This window comes from Pseudomonas sp. BC42 (assembly GCF_021560055.1).
Taxonomy (GTDB): Bacteria; Pseudomonadota; Gammaproteobacteria; order Pseudomonadales; family Pseudomonadaceae; genus Aquipseudomonas.
Genome location: NZ_CP091067.1, coordinates 3,368,494 through 3,385,078, shown reverse-complemented (window position 1 = coordinate 3,385,078; position 16,585 = coordinate 3,368,494). Strand labels below are relative to the sequence as shown.

Genomic DNA, 16,585 nt, shown 5'->3' with positions numbered 1-16,585 from the left:
TGACTGGATGTGCCTCAATGACTGCATGACCTCCCCGCTTTCCATGAACCGTCCGTTCACTCGCAAGACCCCGTATTTCCGGCATCAGCTAAACCCGAGGTAACCATGAACCAGGCTTTCCTTCCCTTCTCGCGTCCGAGTATTGGCGACGAAGAGATAGCTGCAGTGGAGCAGGTTCTGCGCTCCGGCTGGATCACCACCGGCCCGAAAAACCAGGAACTGGAACAACAGTTCGCCGAACGCGTCGGCGCCCGACATGCCGTGGCCCTGTCCTCGGCCACCGGCGCCATGCACATCACCCTGCTGGCCTTGGGCATCGGTCCTGGCGACGAGGTGATCACCCCGTCCCAGACCTGGGTTTCCACCGCGAACATGATCTGCCTGCTGGGGGCGACCCCGGTGTTCGTCGATGTCGATCCCGACACCCTGATGAGCGACGCGGCCCGCATCGAAGCGGCCATCACCCCACGGACCAAGGCGATCATTCCGGTGCATTACGCCGGCGCCGCCTTCGACCTGGATCCGCTGTATGCCCTGGCGGACAGGCACGGCATCCCGGTGATCGAAGACGCCGCCCACGCCGCCGGCACCACCTACCGCGGACGCGCCATCGGCGCCCGGGGCACGGCGATCTTCTCCTTCCACGCGATCAAGAACATGACCTGCGCCGAGGGCGCGATGTTCGTCAGCGATGACGAAGCCCTGGCCAACCGGGTGCGCATGCTCAAGTTCCACGGCCTGGGGGTGGACGCCTACGACCGCCTGACCCACGGGCGCAAGCCCCAGGCCCAGGTGATCGAGCCCGGCTTCAAGTACAACCTGGCGGACATGAACGCCGCCATTGCCCTGGTGCAGCTGCAGCGCCTGGACGAGATCAACGCCAAGCGCGAAGTGCTGGCCAAGGCTTACCTGGAGCGCCTCGCAGGCCTGCCGGTGCAACCTCTGCACCTGCCCCAGTACCCGCAACAGCATGCCTGGCACCTGTTCATCCTGCGCATCGACGCCGAGCGCTGCGGCCTGGACCGCGACGCCTTCATGAAGGGCCTGCAGGAGCAGAACATCGGCACCGGCATCCATTTCATCGCGACGCACCTGCATACCTATTACCGACAGCGCTTCCCTGAAGTGCACCTGCCCCATACCGAATGGAATTCGGCGCGGCTATGCTCGATTCCACTGTTTCCGGACATGACCCTCGACGATGTCGAACGGGTTGCCGGTGCCATTGAAAACCTCCTGGACTGAAGCCTTTGAAACCTTACCCAATCCAGTTCGTGTCGATCGTGATTCCGGTCTACAACGAAGAACAGAGCCTGCCCGAGCTGCTGCGCCGCACCGAAGCGGCCTGCCGCCAACTCAAGCACGAGTTTGAAATCGTCCTGGTGGACGACGGCAGTCGCGACCAGTCGGCGAATATCCTGCAGGAAGCCGCCGAACGCGAAGGCAGCCCGGTGGTGGCGGTGATTCTCAACCGCAACTACGGCCAGCACGCGGCGATCATGGCCGGTTTCGAGCAATGCCGCGGCGACGTGGTGATCACCCTCGACGCCGACCTGCAGAACCCGCCGGAAGAGATTCCGCGCCTGGTGGCCCAGGCCGAGCTCGGCTACGACGTGGTCGGCACCGTGCGCAACAACCGCCAGGATTCGGCGTTCCGCCGCTGGCCGTCGAAACTGATCAACCTCGCCGTGCAACGCTCCACCGGCGTGGCCATGAGCGACTACGGCTGCATGCTGCGGGCCTATCGCCGGACCATCATCGACGCGATGCTGGCCTGCACCGAGCGCAGCACCTTCATCCCGATCCTGGCCAACAGCTTTGCCCGGCACACCACCGAGGTGCTGGTGGAGCACGCCGAGCGCGAGCACGGCGACTCCAAGTACAGCCCGATGCGCCTGATCAACCTGATGTTCGACTTGATCACCTGCATGACCACCACGCCGCTGCGGCTGCTGAGCATCATCGGCTTCGGCATGGCCGGGGTCGGCGCCCTGTTCGCCCTGATGCTGATTGTCCTGCGCCTGATCTTCGGCGCCACCTGGGCCGGCGACGGCACCTTCGTGCTGTTCGCGGTGCTGTTCGTGTTCACCGGTGGCCAGTTCATCGGCATGGGTCTTCTGGGTGAATACCTGGGACGCATGTACAGCGACGTGCGGGCCCGCCCGCGCTTCTTCATCGAAAAAGTCTTGCGCAGCCAGCCCGCGGCCCCGGCCCCCGCTGTGACTGTCGACGGTTTAACTTCCACTCATACAGATCAGGTTTCGCCATGAGCAATAAAGCTGTTGTCTTCGCCTACCACGATATTGGCTGTGCTGGCATCGAAGCCCTGCTCAACGCAGGTTACGAGATCGCCGCCGTGTTCACCCACGCCGACGATCCCAAGGAAAACACCTTCTACGGCTCGGTGGCCCAGCTCTGCGCCCGCAAAGGCATTGCCGTGCACGCCCCGGAAGATGCCAACCACCCGCTGTGGATCGAGCGCATCGCCAAGCTCAACCCCGACTACCTGTTCTCCTTCTATTACCGCAACCTGCTGAGCGAGCCGCTTTTGGCCACCGCCAGCAAGGGCGCGTTCAACCTGCACGGTTCCCTGCTGCCGCGCTACCGGGGCCGCGCACCGGCCAACTGGGTGCTGGTCAAGGGCGAAACCGAAACCGGCGTGACCCTGCACCGCATGGTCAAGCGCGCCGACGCCGGCGCCATCATTGCCCAGGAACGAGTGGCCATCGAGCGCAGCGACACCGCCCTGACCCTGCACCACAAACTGCGTGACGCCGCCGCCAGCCTGCTGCGCGACACCCTGCCGGCACTGGCCCAGGGCAAGATCACCGAGACCGCCCAGGACGAGTCCAAGGCCAGCTACTACGGTCGTCGCACGGCCGCAGACGGCAAGATCGAGTGGAAGCGCCCTGCCGAAGAGCTGTTCAACCTGGTACGCGCGGTGACCCAACCGTACCCGGGCGCCTTCTGCGCCGTTGGCGAGCACAAGCTGATCGTCTGGAGCGCCGAAGTGGTCAAGGGCAATGAAGGCCAGGCCCCGGGCCGGGTCATCAGCGTCGACCCGCTGCGCATCGCCTGTGGCGAAGACTCGCTGGTGATCACCTCAGGCCAGCGCAACGCCAACGGCCTGTACCTGGGTGGCCCGCAACTGGCCAATGAGCTGGGCCTGGTGGACGGTTCCCTGCTGCGCGGTGCCGAATCCGGCCGCAAGCCACGCCGCACCCGCGTGCTGATCCTGGGCGTCAACGGCTTTATCGGCAACCACCTGTCCGAGCGCCTGCTGCGTGACGACAAGTACGACGTCTACGGCCTGGACATCGGCTCCGACGCCATCGAGCGCCTGCGCAGCCATCCGAACTTCCACTTCGTCGAAGGCGATATCAGCATCCACTCCGAGTGGATCGAATATCACATCAAGAAGTGCGACGTGGTCCTGCCGCTGGTGGCCATCGCCACGCCGATCGAATACACCCGCAACCCGCTGCGCGTGTTCGAACTGGACTTCGAAGAGAACCTGAAACTGGTTCGCTACTGCGTCAAGTACAACAAGCGCGTGATCTTCCCGTCGACCTCGGAAGTCTATGGCATGTGCCAGGACAAGAACTTCGACGAAGACAGCTCCAACCTGATCGTCGGCCCGATCAACAAGCAACGCTGGATCTACTCGGTGTCCAAGCAGCTGCTGGACCGGGTGATCTGGGCCTACGGCGCCAAGGGCCTGAACTTCACCCTGTTCCGTCCGTTCAACTGGATGGGCCCGCGCCTGGACCGCCTGGACTCGGCCCGTATCGGCAGCTCCCGCGCCATCACCCAGCTGATCCTCAACCTGGTGGAAGGCACGCCGATCCGTCTGTTCGACGGTGGCGAGCAGAAGCGCTGCTTCACTGACATCGCCGACGGCATCGAAGCCCTGGCACGCATCGTCGACAACGAAAACGACTGCTGCAACGGCCAGATCATCAACATCGGCAACCCGGACAACGAAGCCAGCATCCGCCAGCTGGGCGAAGAACTGCTGCGTCAGTTCGAAGCCCACCCGCTGCGTGGCAACTTCCCGCCGTTCGCCGGTTTCCGCGACGTCGAAAGCAAGGCCTTCTACGGCGCTGGCTACCAGGACGTGGAACACCGCAAGCCCAGCATCGAAAACGCCAAGCGCCTGCTGAACTGGGAGCCGACCGTGGAGATGAGCGAAACCATCGGCAACACCCTGGACTTCTTCCTGCGTGAAGCCATGCTGGAAATCGCCGACCGTTCGAAAGAAGAAGCTCGCTGATGCAGGCAGGTCTGCGCATTGATGTCGATACCTACCGCGGCACCCGGGAGGGGGTGCCACGGCTGCTCGAATCGCTGGACGAAGCCGGGGTCAAGGCCACCTTCTTCTTCAGCGTCGGGCCGGACAACATGGGGCGCCACCTGTGGCGCCTGATCCGTCCGCAGTTCCTCTGGAAAATGCTGCGGTCCAATGCCGCGGGCCTGTACGGCTGGGACATTCTCCTGGCCGGCACTGCCTGGCCGGGTAAACCCATTGGCCGGGACCTGGGGCACTTGATGCGCCAGACCCTGGCCGCCGGCCACGAAGTCGGCCTGCACGCCTGGGATCACCACGGCTGGCAGGCCAACACCGGGCGCTGGAGCGACGCGCAGCTGATCGAACAGATCCGCCGTGGCGTCGACAGCCTCAACGATATTCTCGGGCAAGCGGTGAGCTGCTCGGCGTCCGCCGGTTGGCGCGCCGATGAACGCGTCATCGAAGCCAAGCAACAATTCGGCTTTCGCTACAACAGCGATTGCCGCGGCCAGAGCCTGTTCCAGCCACGCCTGACGGACGGCAGCCTGGGCGCCCCACAGATTCCGGTGGACCTGCCGACCTTCGACGAAGTGGTCGGGCCGGTGGTGGCTGCCAAGGATTTCAACCGCTACATCCTCGACCGGTTCAGCCCGGACAAGCTCAACGTCTACACCGTGCATGCCGAAGTAGAAGGGATTCTCATGGCCAACGATTTCCGCCAGCTGCTGGCCAGTGCCAAGCAGCGCGACATCCACTTCCAGCCCTTGGGCGACATGCTCCCGGCGGACCTTTCCAGCCTGCCCGCGGGCAAGGTCGTGCGCGGCGCGCTGGAAGGCCGCGAAGGCTGGCTGGGAGTACAAAGCGCATGATCAGACGTTGGGCCCTGCCGCTGCTGTTGATCGCTTTCGGTCTGTTCTACCTGTTGCCCATGGCCACCCACGGCCTGTGGATTCCCGATGAAACCCGCTACGCGCAGATCAGCCAGGAAATGCTCCTGACCGGCAAATGGGCGTCGCCGCATTTCATGGGCATTCGCTATTTCGAAAAACCGGTGGCCGGCTACTGGATGATCGCCATCGGCCAGGCGCTGTTTGGCGACAACCTGTTCGGCGTGCGCGTGGCCTCGGCCCTGAGCACCGGCCTCAGTGTGGTCCTGGCCTATCTGCTGGCCCGGCGCCTGTGGAACGATCCGCGCAAGAGCCTGGCCAGCGCCCTGCTCTACATGAGCTTTACCGTGGTCGCGCTGCAGGCCGGCTACGCCAACCTCGATCCGCAGTTCACCTTCTGGGTCAACCTGAGCCTGGTGGCGCTGTGGTTCACCTTCGACTGCCGCAGCGTGCGCGGCCAGATCAGCGCCTGGGTGGTACTGGGCCTGGCCTGCGGCATGGGCTTCATGACCAAGGGCTTTCTCGCCTGGCTGCTGCCGGTGCTGGTGGCCCTGCCCTACGCGCTGTGGCAGAAGCGCCTGCGCGCGCTGCTGATCTATGGCGGCCTCGGCGTGCTGGTGGCGATTCTCATCAGCCTGCCCTGGGCCCTGAGGGTGCATGCCCAGGAGCCGGACTACTGGCGCTTCTTCTTCTGGCACGAGCACATCCGGCGCTTTGCCGGCGAAGACGCCCAGCACGCCTCGCCCTGGTGGTATTACCTGCCGTTGCTGGTGGGCTTCAGCGTGCCTTGGGTGTTGCTGCTGCCGGCCAGCCTGAAGCAGGCCTGGGAACAACGGCGCCTGAACAGCAGCGGCTTCCTGCTGCTGTGGCTGGTGCTGCCCCTGGCGTTCTTCAGCCTGAGCAAGGGCAAGCTGCCGGCCTACATCCTGCCGTGCCTGCTGCCCCTGGCCTTGCTGATGGGCCACACCCTGGTGGACCGCCTGGCCGCCGGCAAGACCCGGCTGCTGGCATTCAACGGCGTGCTCAACCTGGTGGCCGGTCTGCTGGGGCTGCTGGCCCTGGTGTATTTCCAGATGAAGAAACCGGTGTATGTGGACGAGCCGCAACACCTGGTGCTGGTCTATGTCCTGCTGCTGGGCTGGATCCTCAGCAACCTGCTGCAAGCCATGCGTCCACTGAGCCTGTGGGCCGCACCCGCCCTGGGCAGCTTCCTGCTGGTGGCGCTGGCCCCGGCGGCGCTGCCCAATTCGGTGGTCTACAACAAGATTCCCAACCAGTTCATCATCGATCACGTGGCCGAACTGAGTCAGGCCAAGGCCCTGCTGAGCAACGACCTGGGCGCGGCCTCGGCGCTGGCCTGGCGCCTGGGTCGCCCTGACGTGACCCTGTACAACACCGAAGGCGAAGTGAAGTACGGCCTGGGCTACGAAGACAGCGCCGCGCGCAAGGTCGACCTGAACCAGGTCCAGCCGTGGATCGAACAAGCCCGCAAGCAGGGCTCGATCGGTGTGGTGATGCGGGTCAAGAGCAGCGACGAGGCGCATGAAGTCGAACTGCTGCCCAAGGACGCCAAGCGCTACGAACAAGGCAATATCGTGATCTTCATCATTCCCCAGAGCCAGCCATGAGCCTGATGCTGCTACTCCTGGCCTGCGGGCTGACCTGCCTGGGCCAGGTGGCACAAAAGTTCGCCGTGGAAAGCTGGCGCGACCAGCCCTCCGGCGCCCTGCACAAACTGCGCTCGGGCTGGCTGTGGCTGGCCCTGTTCAGCCTCGGCCTGGGCCTACTGGTTTGGCTGCTGGTGCTGCAGCGCATGGAAGTCGGCGTGGCCTACCCGATGCTCAGCCTGAATTTCGTGTTCATTACCCTGATCGCCCGTTTCGTCTTTCATGAGCCCATCGACCGTCGCCACTGGCTCGGCGTGGCCCTGGTGATTGGCGGCGTGCTGCTGTTGAGTCGCCACGCATGAGCCGGGCCAAGGGATTTGCCTTCGCCCTGGGCAGCGTGGCCCTGGTCAGCGGCGCCCAGCTGGGCATGCGCTGGAGCATGACCCGCCTGCCCGCCCCGGATCAGTGGCTGTCGGCTTTGAGCGCCGGCAACGTCGATCTGGCCGCCCTGGCAGTCGTGATCGCGGCCATCGGCGCCTACGCGCTGTCGATGCTCTGCTGGCTTTTGGCGCTGCGCGACCTGCCGCTGGGCCGGGCCTATTCACTGCTCAGCATCAGCTACGCGCTGGTCTACCTGCTGGCCGCCAGCCTGCCGCTGTTCAACGAACCGTTCACGCTATCCAAAAGCCTCGGGGTGGCCTTGGTCATCCTCGGGGTCATCACCATCAACTCTCGATCTGCACCCGCGACAAGTCCCAGGAATACCCCATGAAAATCAGTGTATTTGGAAGTGGTTACGTCGGTCTTGTACAAGCCGCCGTGTTGGCTGAAGTCGGCCACGATGTCATCTGCATGGACATCGACGAGCAAAAGGTCAAGCAGCTGCAACAGGGACACGTGAGCATCTTCGAGCCCGGGCTGGCCAGCCTGGTCAAGGAAAACCTCGAAGCCAAGCGCCTGCACTTCACCAGCGACGAGAAACTCGCGGTGCAACACGGCCAGGTGCTGTTCATCGCCGTGGGCACGCCGTCCAGCGAAGACGGCTCGGCGGACCTGCGCTATGTGCTGTCGGTGGGCGATGCGGTAGCACGCCACCGTGAGCAACCGGTGATCCTGGTGGAAAAATCCACCGTACCGGTGGGCACGGGCGACACCTTGAAGGCGCACATCGAAAAGGTCCTCAATGGCCGCCCGCTGCAGTTCGATATCGTCTCCAACCCGGAATTCCTCAAGGAAGGCTCGGCGGTGACCGACTGCCGCCGTCCGGACCGGATCATCATCGGCTGCGAGCGCGAGGAAGTGCGTGACGTGATGCGCGACCTGTACGCGCCGTTCAACCGCAACCATGACCGCATCATGTTCATGGACCTGCGCAGCGCCGAGCTGACCAAGTACGCCGCCAACTGCATGCTGGCGACCAAGATCAGCTTCATCAACCAGATCGCCGAGCTGGCCGAGCACCTGGGCGCCGACATCGAATCGGTCCGCCTGGGGATCGGTGCCGATACCCGCATCGGCTACCACTTCATCTACCCCGGCTGCGGCTACGGCGGCTCGTGCTTCCCCAAGGACATGCGCGCCCTGATCCACAGCGCCCAGGAAGCCCATTGCTCCAGCGACCTGCTGCAAGCGGTGGAAGCCATCAACGAACGCCAGAAGCACAAGCTGTTCGAGCGCATCAAGGCGTTCTACAAGGGCGACCTGAAAGGCAAGACCTTCGCCCTCTGGGGCCTGGCGTTCAAACCCAACACCGACGACATGCGCGACGCCCCGAGCCGGGTGCTGCTGGACGCGCTGTTCGCCGCTGGCGCGCAAGTGCGCGCCTACGACCCGGAAGCGATGCAGGAAACCCAGCGTCTGTACCCGGACGAATCGCGCCTGATGCTCATGGGCACGCCGGAATCGGTACTCACCGGCGCCGACGCCCTGATCATCTGCACCGAGTGGCAGCAGTTCAAGGCTCCGGATTTCGACCTGATCCAACAGCGCCTCAAGGCGCCGGTGATCTTCGACGGCCGCAACCTGTATGACGCCGAACGCCTGGCGCGCAATGGCTTCACCTACTTCCCGATCGGCCGCGGTGAATCGCGCAACCTGCCGATTCCTCATCAGCAGTGGTCCACCGAGGCTTGAATGAACCCGCACTCCAGCTCCCCTTCGAACACACTTCTCTGGCAATCGTTGGGGCTGGGGCTGCTGGCCCTGCTGCTGTTCTGCGCCGGCGCCGGTCATGATTCGGCCATCGGCTTCGATTCGCGCTTCGTGCTGTTCGCCAAGGAAATGCTGCGCCATGGGCCGGGGTTCTTCCCCACCACCTATGGCCAGCCCTATGCCGACTACTCCAGTGCCTCGACCCTGCTGGTCTGGCTGTTCTCGCTGCCTGCGGGGCAGGTCAGCAGCCTGAGTGCCTGGCTGCCGACGGCCATCGCCTCGGCCGTGATCGTCAGTCTGATCTATCGCCTGTTGGCGCCCTATTCCCGGACCTGGGCCCTGCTCAGCGTCGCCCTGCTGTTGCTCAGCAACACCTTTATCAGCGAAACCCGCGCCGTGTCCCTGGACCAGATGCTCGCCGCGGTGTCCCTGGCGGTGTTCTACCTGGGCTATGCCCATGACCACTTCGGCGCCCGCCGGCACCTGGGCTGGATCTTCCTGCTGCTGGTACTGGGCTTTGCCATTCGCGGGCCCATCGGCCTGGTGATCCCCACCGGCATGCTGTGCAGCTACTACCTGCTCAATGGCCAGTGGCGGCGGCTGTTCGGCGTCGGTTTCAGCGCGCTGTTGCTGCTGGTGGCCTGCGTCGGCCTGCTGCTGTGGCTGGCCAAGCTCAGCGGTGGCCAGGCCTTTGTCGACGATGTGATCCGCATGCAATTCATGGGACGCATGGACGGCAGCGAAGGCTCCAGCGACGTCTTCTATTACTTCACCAGTTCATTGGGCAACTACGCCCTGGCCTACCCCCTGGCGATCCTGGCGTGGATTGCGGTGCTGTTCAGTCGCCCCGCGGAGCAGGGACCGGCCCTGAAACTGCTGCGCCTGTGCACCGCTGCCGGACTGATCGTGATGATCGGCCTGTCGATTCCCCAGGCGAAAAAGGCCCGCTACCTGCTGCCGATGCTGCCCATGGCGGCGATCATTGCCGCTTATCCGTTCCAGGCCAGCCACGGCCGGCTGATGGCCTGGCTGCGCGCAGCGATCCAGGGCATCTGGCTGTTGCTGCCCGGGCTGCTGATCGTCGGCCTGCTGGTGTTGCGGCGCAAATTCCCCGAGCAGCTCGACTCGCTGACGCCGATGCTGCTGATCCTCGGCCTGTTGCAGGCGCTGTCCCTGGGGCTGCTGTGCCGGCGCCAGTGGCGCGCCGTGGGCCTGGCCTACAGCGCGGTGCTGGCGGTCTGGGCCTGCTACATCGGGGTCTTCGAGCCGGTGGAGCACCGTCTCTATGACACTCGCGCCTTCAGCCTCGGCGCCATGCAACTGATCGAGGCCGACCCGGCACCGGTGGTCCTGCACCGCATGGGCAAGGACGCCAAGGCGATCAAGTTCATGGTCAACCTGGACCGGGACCTGCAGCCGCAGTTCACCGAGACCCCCGACGCCCTGGCCCAGGTCCCCGGCCCGGCCTGGGTGATCCTTGACCAGAGCGACCTGGCCAGCCTGCAGGGCACGCCCCTGGCCGGACTGACGCCGGCCCTGAGCGGGCGTTTCGACAAGAACGACTTCGTCCTGCTGCACCTGCCCAAGCGCGGCGCCACGCAACCCTGAAAGCGTTGCGCGGCCCCCAGCGGCTCCTTACACTCGCGCCCATGACCATTCAGATCCGCCGGGCGCGGGTGGCCGACGCCGCCTTCCTGCCCGCCATTGAAACCTCGGCTGCCGAACTCTTTCGCCGTGATCCGCAACTGGCCTGGCTGGCCGACGCCGAGGTCGCCGATGCCCAGAGCCAGCGAGACAACATCCGCCAGCACCCGGTGTGGGTCGCGGTGACCGCCGACGGCACCCGCTGCGCCTTTCTCAACGCCCAGATCTGCGACCACGAGCTGCATGTGTGGGAAATCTCCGTTGCCACTGGCCACCAGGGCCAGGGCATTGGCAAGCGCCTGTTGCAAGCGGCCCGGGAGTTCGCCCTGGAACGGCAGCTCACGGCCCTGACCCTGAGCACCTTCCGCGAACTGGCCTGGAACGAGCCTTTCTATCAGCGCCAGGGCTTTGTCACCCTGCAGCCGGCCCAACTGAGTCCGCGCCTGCGTCAGGTCCTGGCCGATGAAGCGCAGCACGGCCTGCCTGCGGAACGCCGCTGCGCCATGCGCCTGACCCTGTAGAAGCCTGGCGGCCTATCCGGCCGCAAAAGCCGCTCGTGGCAGCCGACGCTTATCGGCGTCAAACAGCAAAATAAATGCACTAAACCAGCATTATTATGAATTTGTCAGTTGCATGAAGGCTCGGCACACTGTGCCCGTTCCTCCCCCAAATGTTGGAACGTTCAAGGGCTTTCTGGTGATCCAGACAAGCCCTTCTTTTTGCCCGCCGTTTAGTCATGGACCCCATTGCCGATGCTTGCCCGCTGGAAACCCGCCGCCATCAATACCCGCCCCCTGGAATGGAGCCGCGCCGCCATCGGCATGGCCCTGGGCACCCTGTTCAGTGTCTGGCTCTGCGCCCAGGTGTTCGGCATGCCGGTGGCACTGCACCTGATCGGTCCGCTGGGAGCCTCGGCGGTGCTGCTGTTTGCCGTGTCGTCCGGAGCCCTGGCCCAGCCCTGGTCGATCCTGGGCGGTTACCTGTGCGCCGGGGTCGTGGCCTTGCTGGTGGCCCATGTGCTGGGGCGCAGCCTGGGCAGCGCCTGCCTGGCAGCGGGCATGGCCCTGGTGCTGATGTGCTGGTTGCGTTGCCTGCATCCGCCGGCCGGCGCCCTGGCCCTGACCCTGGTCCTGGCCGATCCGGCCAGCGTGGCGCTGGACTGGCGCGAGCTGGGCCCGGTGATGCTGGCGGCGGCCAGTCTCCTGGCCAGTGCCCTGGTCTACAACAACCTGACGCGGATTCGCTACCCCAAGGCCCCGAGCGATGCCCCGGCCATCCTGCCGTCGGCGACCCCGAGCGACAGCCTGGCGATCACCGCCGAAGACCTGAAGCAGGCCCTGGCCGAGATGGAGGAGTTTTTCGATGTCACCCCCGAAGACCTCGAACAGCTGATCCATGCCAGCCAAGTCCACGCCCGCCGCCGCAGCATCGGCCAAGTCCTTTCAGCGCGCCGCTAAGCCCCCGATTCCTGTGCGCAGGTGCCTGCCAGTGGGGGGGCTCAGATCATCGGCGACCAGCGCTGGGACCAGTCGTGGTCTTGTTCGATCACCTCGCGCAACACCGCAAAAGCCTGCTGCAGCTGCGCCGAGTCACGCTCCCGGGCATACAGCAGGTAGGTGGGAAAGTTGAATTCCGGGGCCTTTTCCACCCGTTCCAGCACGCCGCTGTCCAGGTAGCTCTGCACCACCCGGGTACGAAAATATCCGCTGCCGCCAGCGTCGAGGATGAACTGCAGGGCCAGCGGCCCCAGGTTGAAGCCCACCGCGGCCCTGGCCTGCTCCGGCAAGGCGGCGTCATGCTGGCGACGGAAGTCCTCGCCCCAATCGATGTAGACATAGGGCTCCGGCCGCCCCGCCAGGCGCACCTGGATCAGCTTTTCCTCGAGCAATTGCTCCACCTGCAAGCCCGGCGAGTACAGCGGCTGGAACACCAGCGCCGCATCCAGCACCCCCAGCTCCAGTTGCCGCTGCAAGCTGGCGCCTTCGGCGATCTGGGTGCGCACTGCGTGGTTGGGCAGCGCCTGGCGCAGGCGCCGCACCCAGCTGAGCATCAGCGGGTTGCACAGGCTCGGCTCACCGCCGATGTGCAACACGTTGTGGTAACCGTCGAGCAGCGGCAGGTCGCGCTGGGCCGCCTCCCAGGTCTGCACCAGCTGGTTGGCGTAGGCGATGAAGGCCTCGCCGTCGGCGGTGGGCCGGGCCCCGGCGCGGTTGCGCACCAGCAGTTTGCAGTTGAGCTGGCCTTCCAGGTTCTGCACCCGGGCGCTGATGGCGGTCTGGGTCAGGTGCAGGCGCTCGGCAGCGGCGATCAGGCTGCCGCTGCGGACGATTTCCAGGAAGGTGCGCGCCAGATCGATGTCCATGGTGCCTCGCCGGCAAAAAATTCGAGCGCCATTGTAGCGGCGCTCGCCATACCGCGCTGCTAGGCCGCGGACATTTGCCGGGCCGGCACCGCCAGGCTCACCGCCCGCACCGAAGCCCCGGCACTCAGCCCCAGGGCCTTGGCGCTCTCGGCGCTGACCATCAGGGCGCCGGCCGCCACCCGCGCCGGCGCGGCGCTGATCCGGCAGTCGGCGAACTGGCGGTTGTGAATCAGGTAGGGCTCGGCCTGTTCCCCCGGCGTGCCGATGCACAGCTGCAGCACCTGGCTGTCGCGTACCGCGCGGATCTCGTCGGTGGCGCATTCGATCAAGGGCCCGCCATCGAAGATGTCGATGTAGTCCTTGAAGGCAAAGCCTTCGGCCTTGAGCATGCCCAGGGCCGGCTCGGTATTGGGGTGCACGCGGCCGATCGCCGCCCGCGCCGCTTCCGGCAACAGGCAGGTGGGCAGCGGGAACTTGGGCATCAACTCGGCGATGAAGGTCTTGTTGCCCAGGCCGGTGAGGTGGTCGGCCTCGGCGAAATTCATCTTGAAGAAGTGCCGGCCCAACCCCTCCCAGAACGGCGACACGCCCTGCTCGTCGGAATAGCCGCGCATCTCGGCGATCACCTTGTCGCCAAAGTGCTGGCGAAACTCGGCCAGGAACAACAAGCGCGCCTTGGACAGCAGGCGGCCGTTGAGGCCCTGGCGATGATCGGCATGCAGGAACAGCGAGCACAGCTCCGATTGGCCGGTCATGTCGTTGCCCAGGAACAGGGTCGGCAACTGCTGGTTGATGCCGAGGTTCTTCGAGGCGGCGACCAACAGCCCCAGGCGATAGTTGTACCAGGGCTCGCGCAGGCCCACGGCCCCGGCCAGGGCGCAGATGCCGACCACTTCGCCCTGCCCGCTCTGCAGCACGAACAGGTAGTCGGCGTCGGCCCGGGAGGCCTGCCCGGCGAAGGTCCGCTCGGCCCATTGCAGGCGCGAGCGCAAGCGCCCGGCGTCGGCCGGCAAGGTGGTCAGGCCGGCACCGGCGCTGTGGGCCAGGGCCAGCAGGGCCGGCAGGTCGGCTGGGGTGGCGGGACGGACGATCATCGCGAGTGCTCCAGTTGAGGTTGACGTTCAGGCAGGTAGATTTCCGCCAGCATGCAGCGGGCGCTGCCGCCGCCGATGCGTTCGATGGTGTCGATGTTCACCGGCAGGGGCTGCACATGGCGCTCGATCAACCGGCGTTGCTCGGCGTCCAGGGAGCGCCAGGCACTGCGGGACATCACCAGCAGCGGCTCGCCGGCACTGTTGTGCACTTCGAGCATATTGCCGGCGAAGGACTCCAGCTGGGCCCAGGTCAAGGGCAGCAGCTGCTTGCCACTGCCTTCCAGGCGCTGGCGCAAGGCGGCGCGCTCGCCGCCGTCGTCCAGGGCCAGCAGGCAGGCCAACGCCAGCCGGCTGCCGACGCTCATCATCACGTTGGTGTGGTAGATCGGCACGCCGTGGCGGTCCCGGGCGTGGAAGGCACAGAGCTCGTAGCCCAGTTGTTCCCCCCATTGCACCAGGGCCTGGTGATGGGTACGGCTCGAATAGCCGGCGTAGCAGATCCGCTGCTGGCGATCCAGGACCATGCTGCCGGTGCCTTCGAGGAACAGCTCCTGCCGCTCCAGAGGCGTCAGGTCGAGGGTGCGGGCCACCTCATACTGCTCGTGCAGGTGGGCCAGCACGCCCTTGAAGCGTTCCAGGCGGCGGTTGCGGCCCTGCATCGGGTACAGCACCAGCGTGCCGTCGGGGTGGCTGCTCCAGCAGTTGTTGGGAAAGATCGAATCCGGGGTGTGAGGCGCGGCGCCGTCCTCATGCACCAGTACCCTGACCCCCTGCTCGCGCAAGGCCGCGACATAGCCGTCGAATTCCTCCAGGGCCTTGGCCTGGACGTCCTCGGCGACCCCGGCCGGACGTTGAAAACGGTTGTTGCCGGCGGTGTCCTGATTGAAGGAGAAGCGCGTCGGGCGAATCATCAAAACGCTGTGAGTGGTCTGCATGGGGCACGCAATCAATGAGTTTTCAGAGGGCCTCATTGTGATTTTTTGCAGGGACAAAACCCGGCTGATCGGCGGGTCTGCACAGCAGGAAATGGCTGAAAGCACGGGCGGCTCCAGCCGATTTCGCGCCCCGGAACACATCGACCTGCTGCCCGCACCGTCTTGCGGACCTGTTCGCCGAGAAGGTTCGTGGATGTCGCGACAGACGCGTAGGAGCTGGCTCGCCAGCGAAGGCGATCTTGTCGGCGCGGCCAGGCTTGCAGGCCTATTCGCCGGCAAGCCGGCTCCTACGCAGGGCGATGACGGGGGTTATTCCATGCCGGTCTTGACCATCGCCAGCTCGGGGTGGCTGACCAGTTTGTCGATGTGCAGGTCCGGGTCGTCGAACCAGACTTCGGTCAGCACCCGGTAGTGCTCCATGTCGCGGCAGCGCATGCGCAGGCTGTAGTCGAAGGCGCCGCTGATCAGGCGGCACTCCAGGACCTGGGGACAGGCACGGACCTTGGCTTCGAAGGCTTTCTGCGCCGCGCGCCCGCTCTGGTTGGACAGCGCCACCAGCACCAGCAGCGACAGGCCCGGGGTGAGTTTCTTTTCATCGAGGATCGCCCCGTAGCCACGGATGACCCCGAGCTGCTCCAGCTTGCGTACCCGCTCCAGGCACGGCCTGGGGGTCAGGTGCACGCGCTCGGAGAGTTTCTGGTAGGTGATGCGCCCTTCGTGGCGCAAAACCTCGATGATCGCCTGGTCGATTCGATCAAGCACGATCGACAAGTCGCGGATGTCCGCCATGGATGCCTTCCCTCACTTCAAACGGCCGGATAGAAACTGCTGCAAACGTTCACTTTGCGGCTGGTCGAGGATGCTCGCGCCACCCTGCTCCTCGACCCGCCCTAGATGCAAGAACATCACCTGACTCGACACCTGCCGGGCAAAGCCCATTTCGTGGGTGACCATGAGCATGGTCCGCCCCTCTTCCGCCAGCGCCTGGATCACCTTGAGCACCTCCCCCACCAGCTCTGGATCCAGGGCCGAGGTCGGTTCGTCGAACAGCAGGATCTGCGGTTCCACCGCCAGGGCCCGGGCAATCGCCACCCGCTGCTGCTGGCCACCGGAAAGAAACGCCGGGTACTGCTCGGCCACGCGTTGTGGCAGGCCGACCTTGTCCAGGTAGGCCCGGGCACTGGCCTCGGCCGCCTTGCGGCTGCTGCCCAGCACCTGACAGGGCGCGAGCATGATGTTGTCCAGCACGCTCAGGTGGCTCCACAGGTTGAAGTGCTGGAACACCATGGCCAGGCGCGTGCGCAGGCGCTGCAACTGGGCCGGGCTGGCCACCTGCATGCCGCCGGGGGCATCCCGGGTGAGGATGGCCTCGCCATCCAGGACGAAGGTTCCAGCGTCGGCCCGTTCGAGGAAATTGATACAGCGCAGCAAGGTGCTCTTACCCGAGCCGCTGGCACCGATCATGCTCACCACGTCACCGGCCCGGGCATTCAACGAGACGCCCTTGAGCACTTCGTTGTCACCAAAACGCTTGTAGAGATTTTCAACGCTCAACTTGTACATCAAACACTCCTGGAGCGCCGTGGCGGACGACGACGCTCTGGACAGATAAATGGG

General features: G+C 65.2%; 16 protein-coding genes. 11 read left to right on the top strand and 5 right to left on the bottom strand.

The window, feature by feature from the left end; translation table 11 throughout:
- The first annotated feature begins 105 nt into the window (after positions 1 to 105).
- From arnB to L1O02_RS15535, 11 genes are all read left to right on the top strand, one after another.
- A complete protein-coding gene (gene arnB / locus L1O02_RS15585) occupies positions 106 to 1,245 on the top strand; it encodes a UDP-4-amino-4-deoxy-L-arabinose aminotransferase (RefSeq protein ID WP_129406128.1) in 1,140 nt (379 codons plus the stop codon).
- A 5-nt stretch (positions 1,246 to 1,250) separates the two neighbouring features.
- Entirely contained in the window at positions 1,251 to 2,270 is a 1,020-nt protein-coding gene (arnC, locus tag L1O02_RS15580; RefSeq protein WP_060839306.1) for an undecaprenyl-phosphate 4-deoxy-4-formamido-L-arabinose transferase, read from the top strand.
- A complete protein-coding gene (gene arnA, locus L1O02_RS15575) occupies positions 2,267 to 4,273 on the top strand; it encodes a bifunctional UDP-4-amino-4-deoxy-L-arabinose formyltransferase/UDP-glucuronic acid oxidase ArnA (RefSeq protein WP_060839307.1) in 2,007 nt (668 codons plus the stop codon). The genes arnC and arnA overlap by 4 nt, the downstream gene beginning before the upstream one ends.
- Positions 4,273 to 5,157: a 4-deoxy-4-formamido-L-arabinose-phosphoundecaprenol deformylase gene (gene arnD, locus L1O02_RS15570; RefSeq protein ID WP_108543760.1), complete on the top strand. Its 885-nt coding sequence runs from the start codon at positions 4,273 to 4,275 to the stop codon at positions 5,155 to 5,157. Before arnA ends, arnD begins: the two co-directional genes overlap by 1 nt.
- Positions 5,154 to 6,803: a lipid IV(A) 4-amino-4-deoxy-L-arabinosyltransferase gene (gene arnT / locus L1O02_RS15565; RefSeq protein ID WP_235760209.1), complete on the top strand. Its 1,650-nt coding sequence runs from the start codon at positions 5,154 to 5,156 to the stop codon at positions 6,801 to 6,803. The genes arnD and arnT overlap by 4 nt, the downstream gene beginning before the upstream one ends.
- Entirely contained in the window at positions 6,800 to 7,144 is a 345-nt protein-coding gene (arnE, locus tag L1O02_RS15560) for a 4-amino-4-deoxy-L-arabinose-phosphoundecaprenol flippase subunit ArnE (RefSeq protein WP_108543764.1), read from the top strand. Before arnT ends, arnE begins: the two co-directional genes overlap by 4 nt.
- Positions 7,141 to 7,554 (top strand): 4-amino-4-deoxy-L-arabinose-phosphoundecaprenol flippase subunit ArnF, encoded by a 414-nt coding sequence (arnF, locus tag L1O02_RS15555; protein WP_060839311.1) that lies wholly within the window; start codon positions 7,141 to 7,143, stop codon positions 7,552 to 7,554. The genes arnE and arnF overlap by 4 nt, the downstream gene beginning before the upstream one ends.
- A complete protein-coding gene (locus tag L1O02_RS15550; protein WP_060839312.1) occupies positions 7,551 to 8,915 on the top strand; it encodes a UDP-glucose/GDP-mannose dehydrogenase family protein in 1,365 nt (454 codons plus the stop codon). Before arnF ends, L1O02_RS15550 begins: the two co-directional genes overlap by 4 nt.
- The gene (locus L1O02_RS15545) at positions 8,916 to 10,541 is read left to right on the top strand and encodes a glycosyltransferase family 39 protein (protein ID WP_108543766.1); all 1,626 of its coding nucleotides are present in this window, start codon (positions 8,916 to 8,918) and stop codon (positions 10,539 to 10,541) included.
- A 41-nt stretch (positions 10,542 to 10,582) separates the two neighbouring features.
- Positions 10,583 to 11,098 carry a GNAT family N-acetyltransferase gene (locus L1O02_RS15540; protein WP_060843600.1) on the top strand — a complete coding sequence of 172 codons (516 nt, stop codon included), beginning with the start codon at positions 10,583 to 10,585 and terminating at the stop codon, positions 11,096 to 11,098.
- A gap of 231 nt (positions 11,099 to 11,329) precedes the next feature.
- Positions 11,330 to 12,034 (top strand): HPP family protein, encoded by a 705-nt coding sequence (locus tag L1O02_RS15535; protein ID WP_108543768.1) that lies wholly within the window; start codon positions 11,330 to 11,332, stop codon positions 12,032 to 12,034.
- A gap of 41 nt (positions 12,035 to 12,075) precedes the next feature.
- On the opposite strand, the gene L1O02_RS15530 is transcribed toward L1O02_RS15535, so the two are convergent.
- The 5 genes from L1O02_RS15530 to L1O02_RS15510 all read right to left on the bottom strand — a co-directional run bounded on the left by L1O02_RS15530 (position 12,076) and on the right by L1O02_RS15510 (position 16,531).
- Complete coding sequence (locus L1O02_RS15530; protein ID WP_060839316.1) at positions 12,076 to 12,939, bottom strand: LysR family transcriptional regulator; 864 nt, start codon at positions 12,937 to 12,939, stop codon at positions 12,076 to 12,078.
- Between the two features lie 59 nt (positions 12,940 to 12,998).
- Positions 12,999 to 14,033: an arginine N-succinyltransferase gene (gene astA, locus L1O02_RS15525; RefSeq protein ID WP_235760208.1), complete on the bottom strand. Its 1,035-nt coding sequence runs from the start codon at positions 14,031 to 14,033 to the stop codon at positions 12,999 to 13,001.
- Positions 14,030 to 14,968 (bottom strand): arginine deiminase-related protein, encoded by a 939-nt coding sequence (locus L1O02_RS15520; RefSeq protein ID WP_060839318.1) that lies wholly within the window; start codon positions 14,966 to 14,968, stop codon positions 14,030 to 14,032. The genes astA and L1O02_RS15520 overlap by 4 nt, the downstream gene beginning before the upstream one ends.
- Before the next feature lie 309 nt (positions 14,969 to 15,277).
- Positions 15,278 to 15,757 carry an Lrp/AsnC family transcriptional regulator gene (locus L1O02_RS15515; protein ID WP_011061344.1) on the bottom strand — a complete coding sequence of 160 codons (480 nt, stop codon included), beginning with the start codon at positions 15,755 to 15,757 and terminating at the stop codon, positions 15,278 to 15,280.
- A 12-nt stretch (positions 15,758 to 15,769) separates the two neighbouring features.
- The gene (locus L1O02_RS15510) at positions 15,770 to 16,531 is read right to left on the bottom strand and encodes an ATP-binding cassette domain-containing protein (protein ID WP_108543772.1); all 762 of its coding nucleotides are present in this window, start codon (positions 16,529 to 16,531) and stop codon (positions 15,770 to 15,772) included.
- Positions 16,532 to 16,585 lie beyond the last annotated feature (54 nt).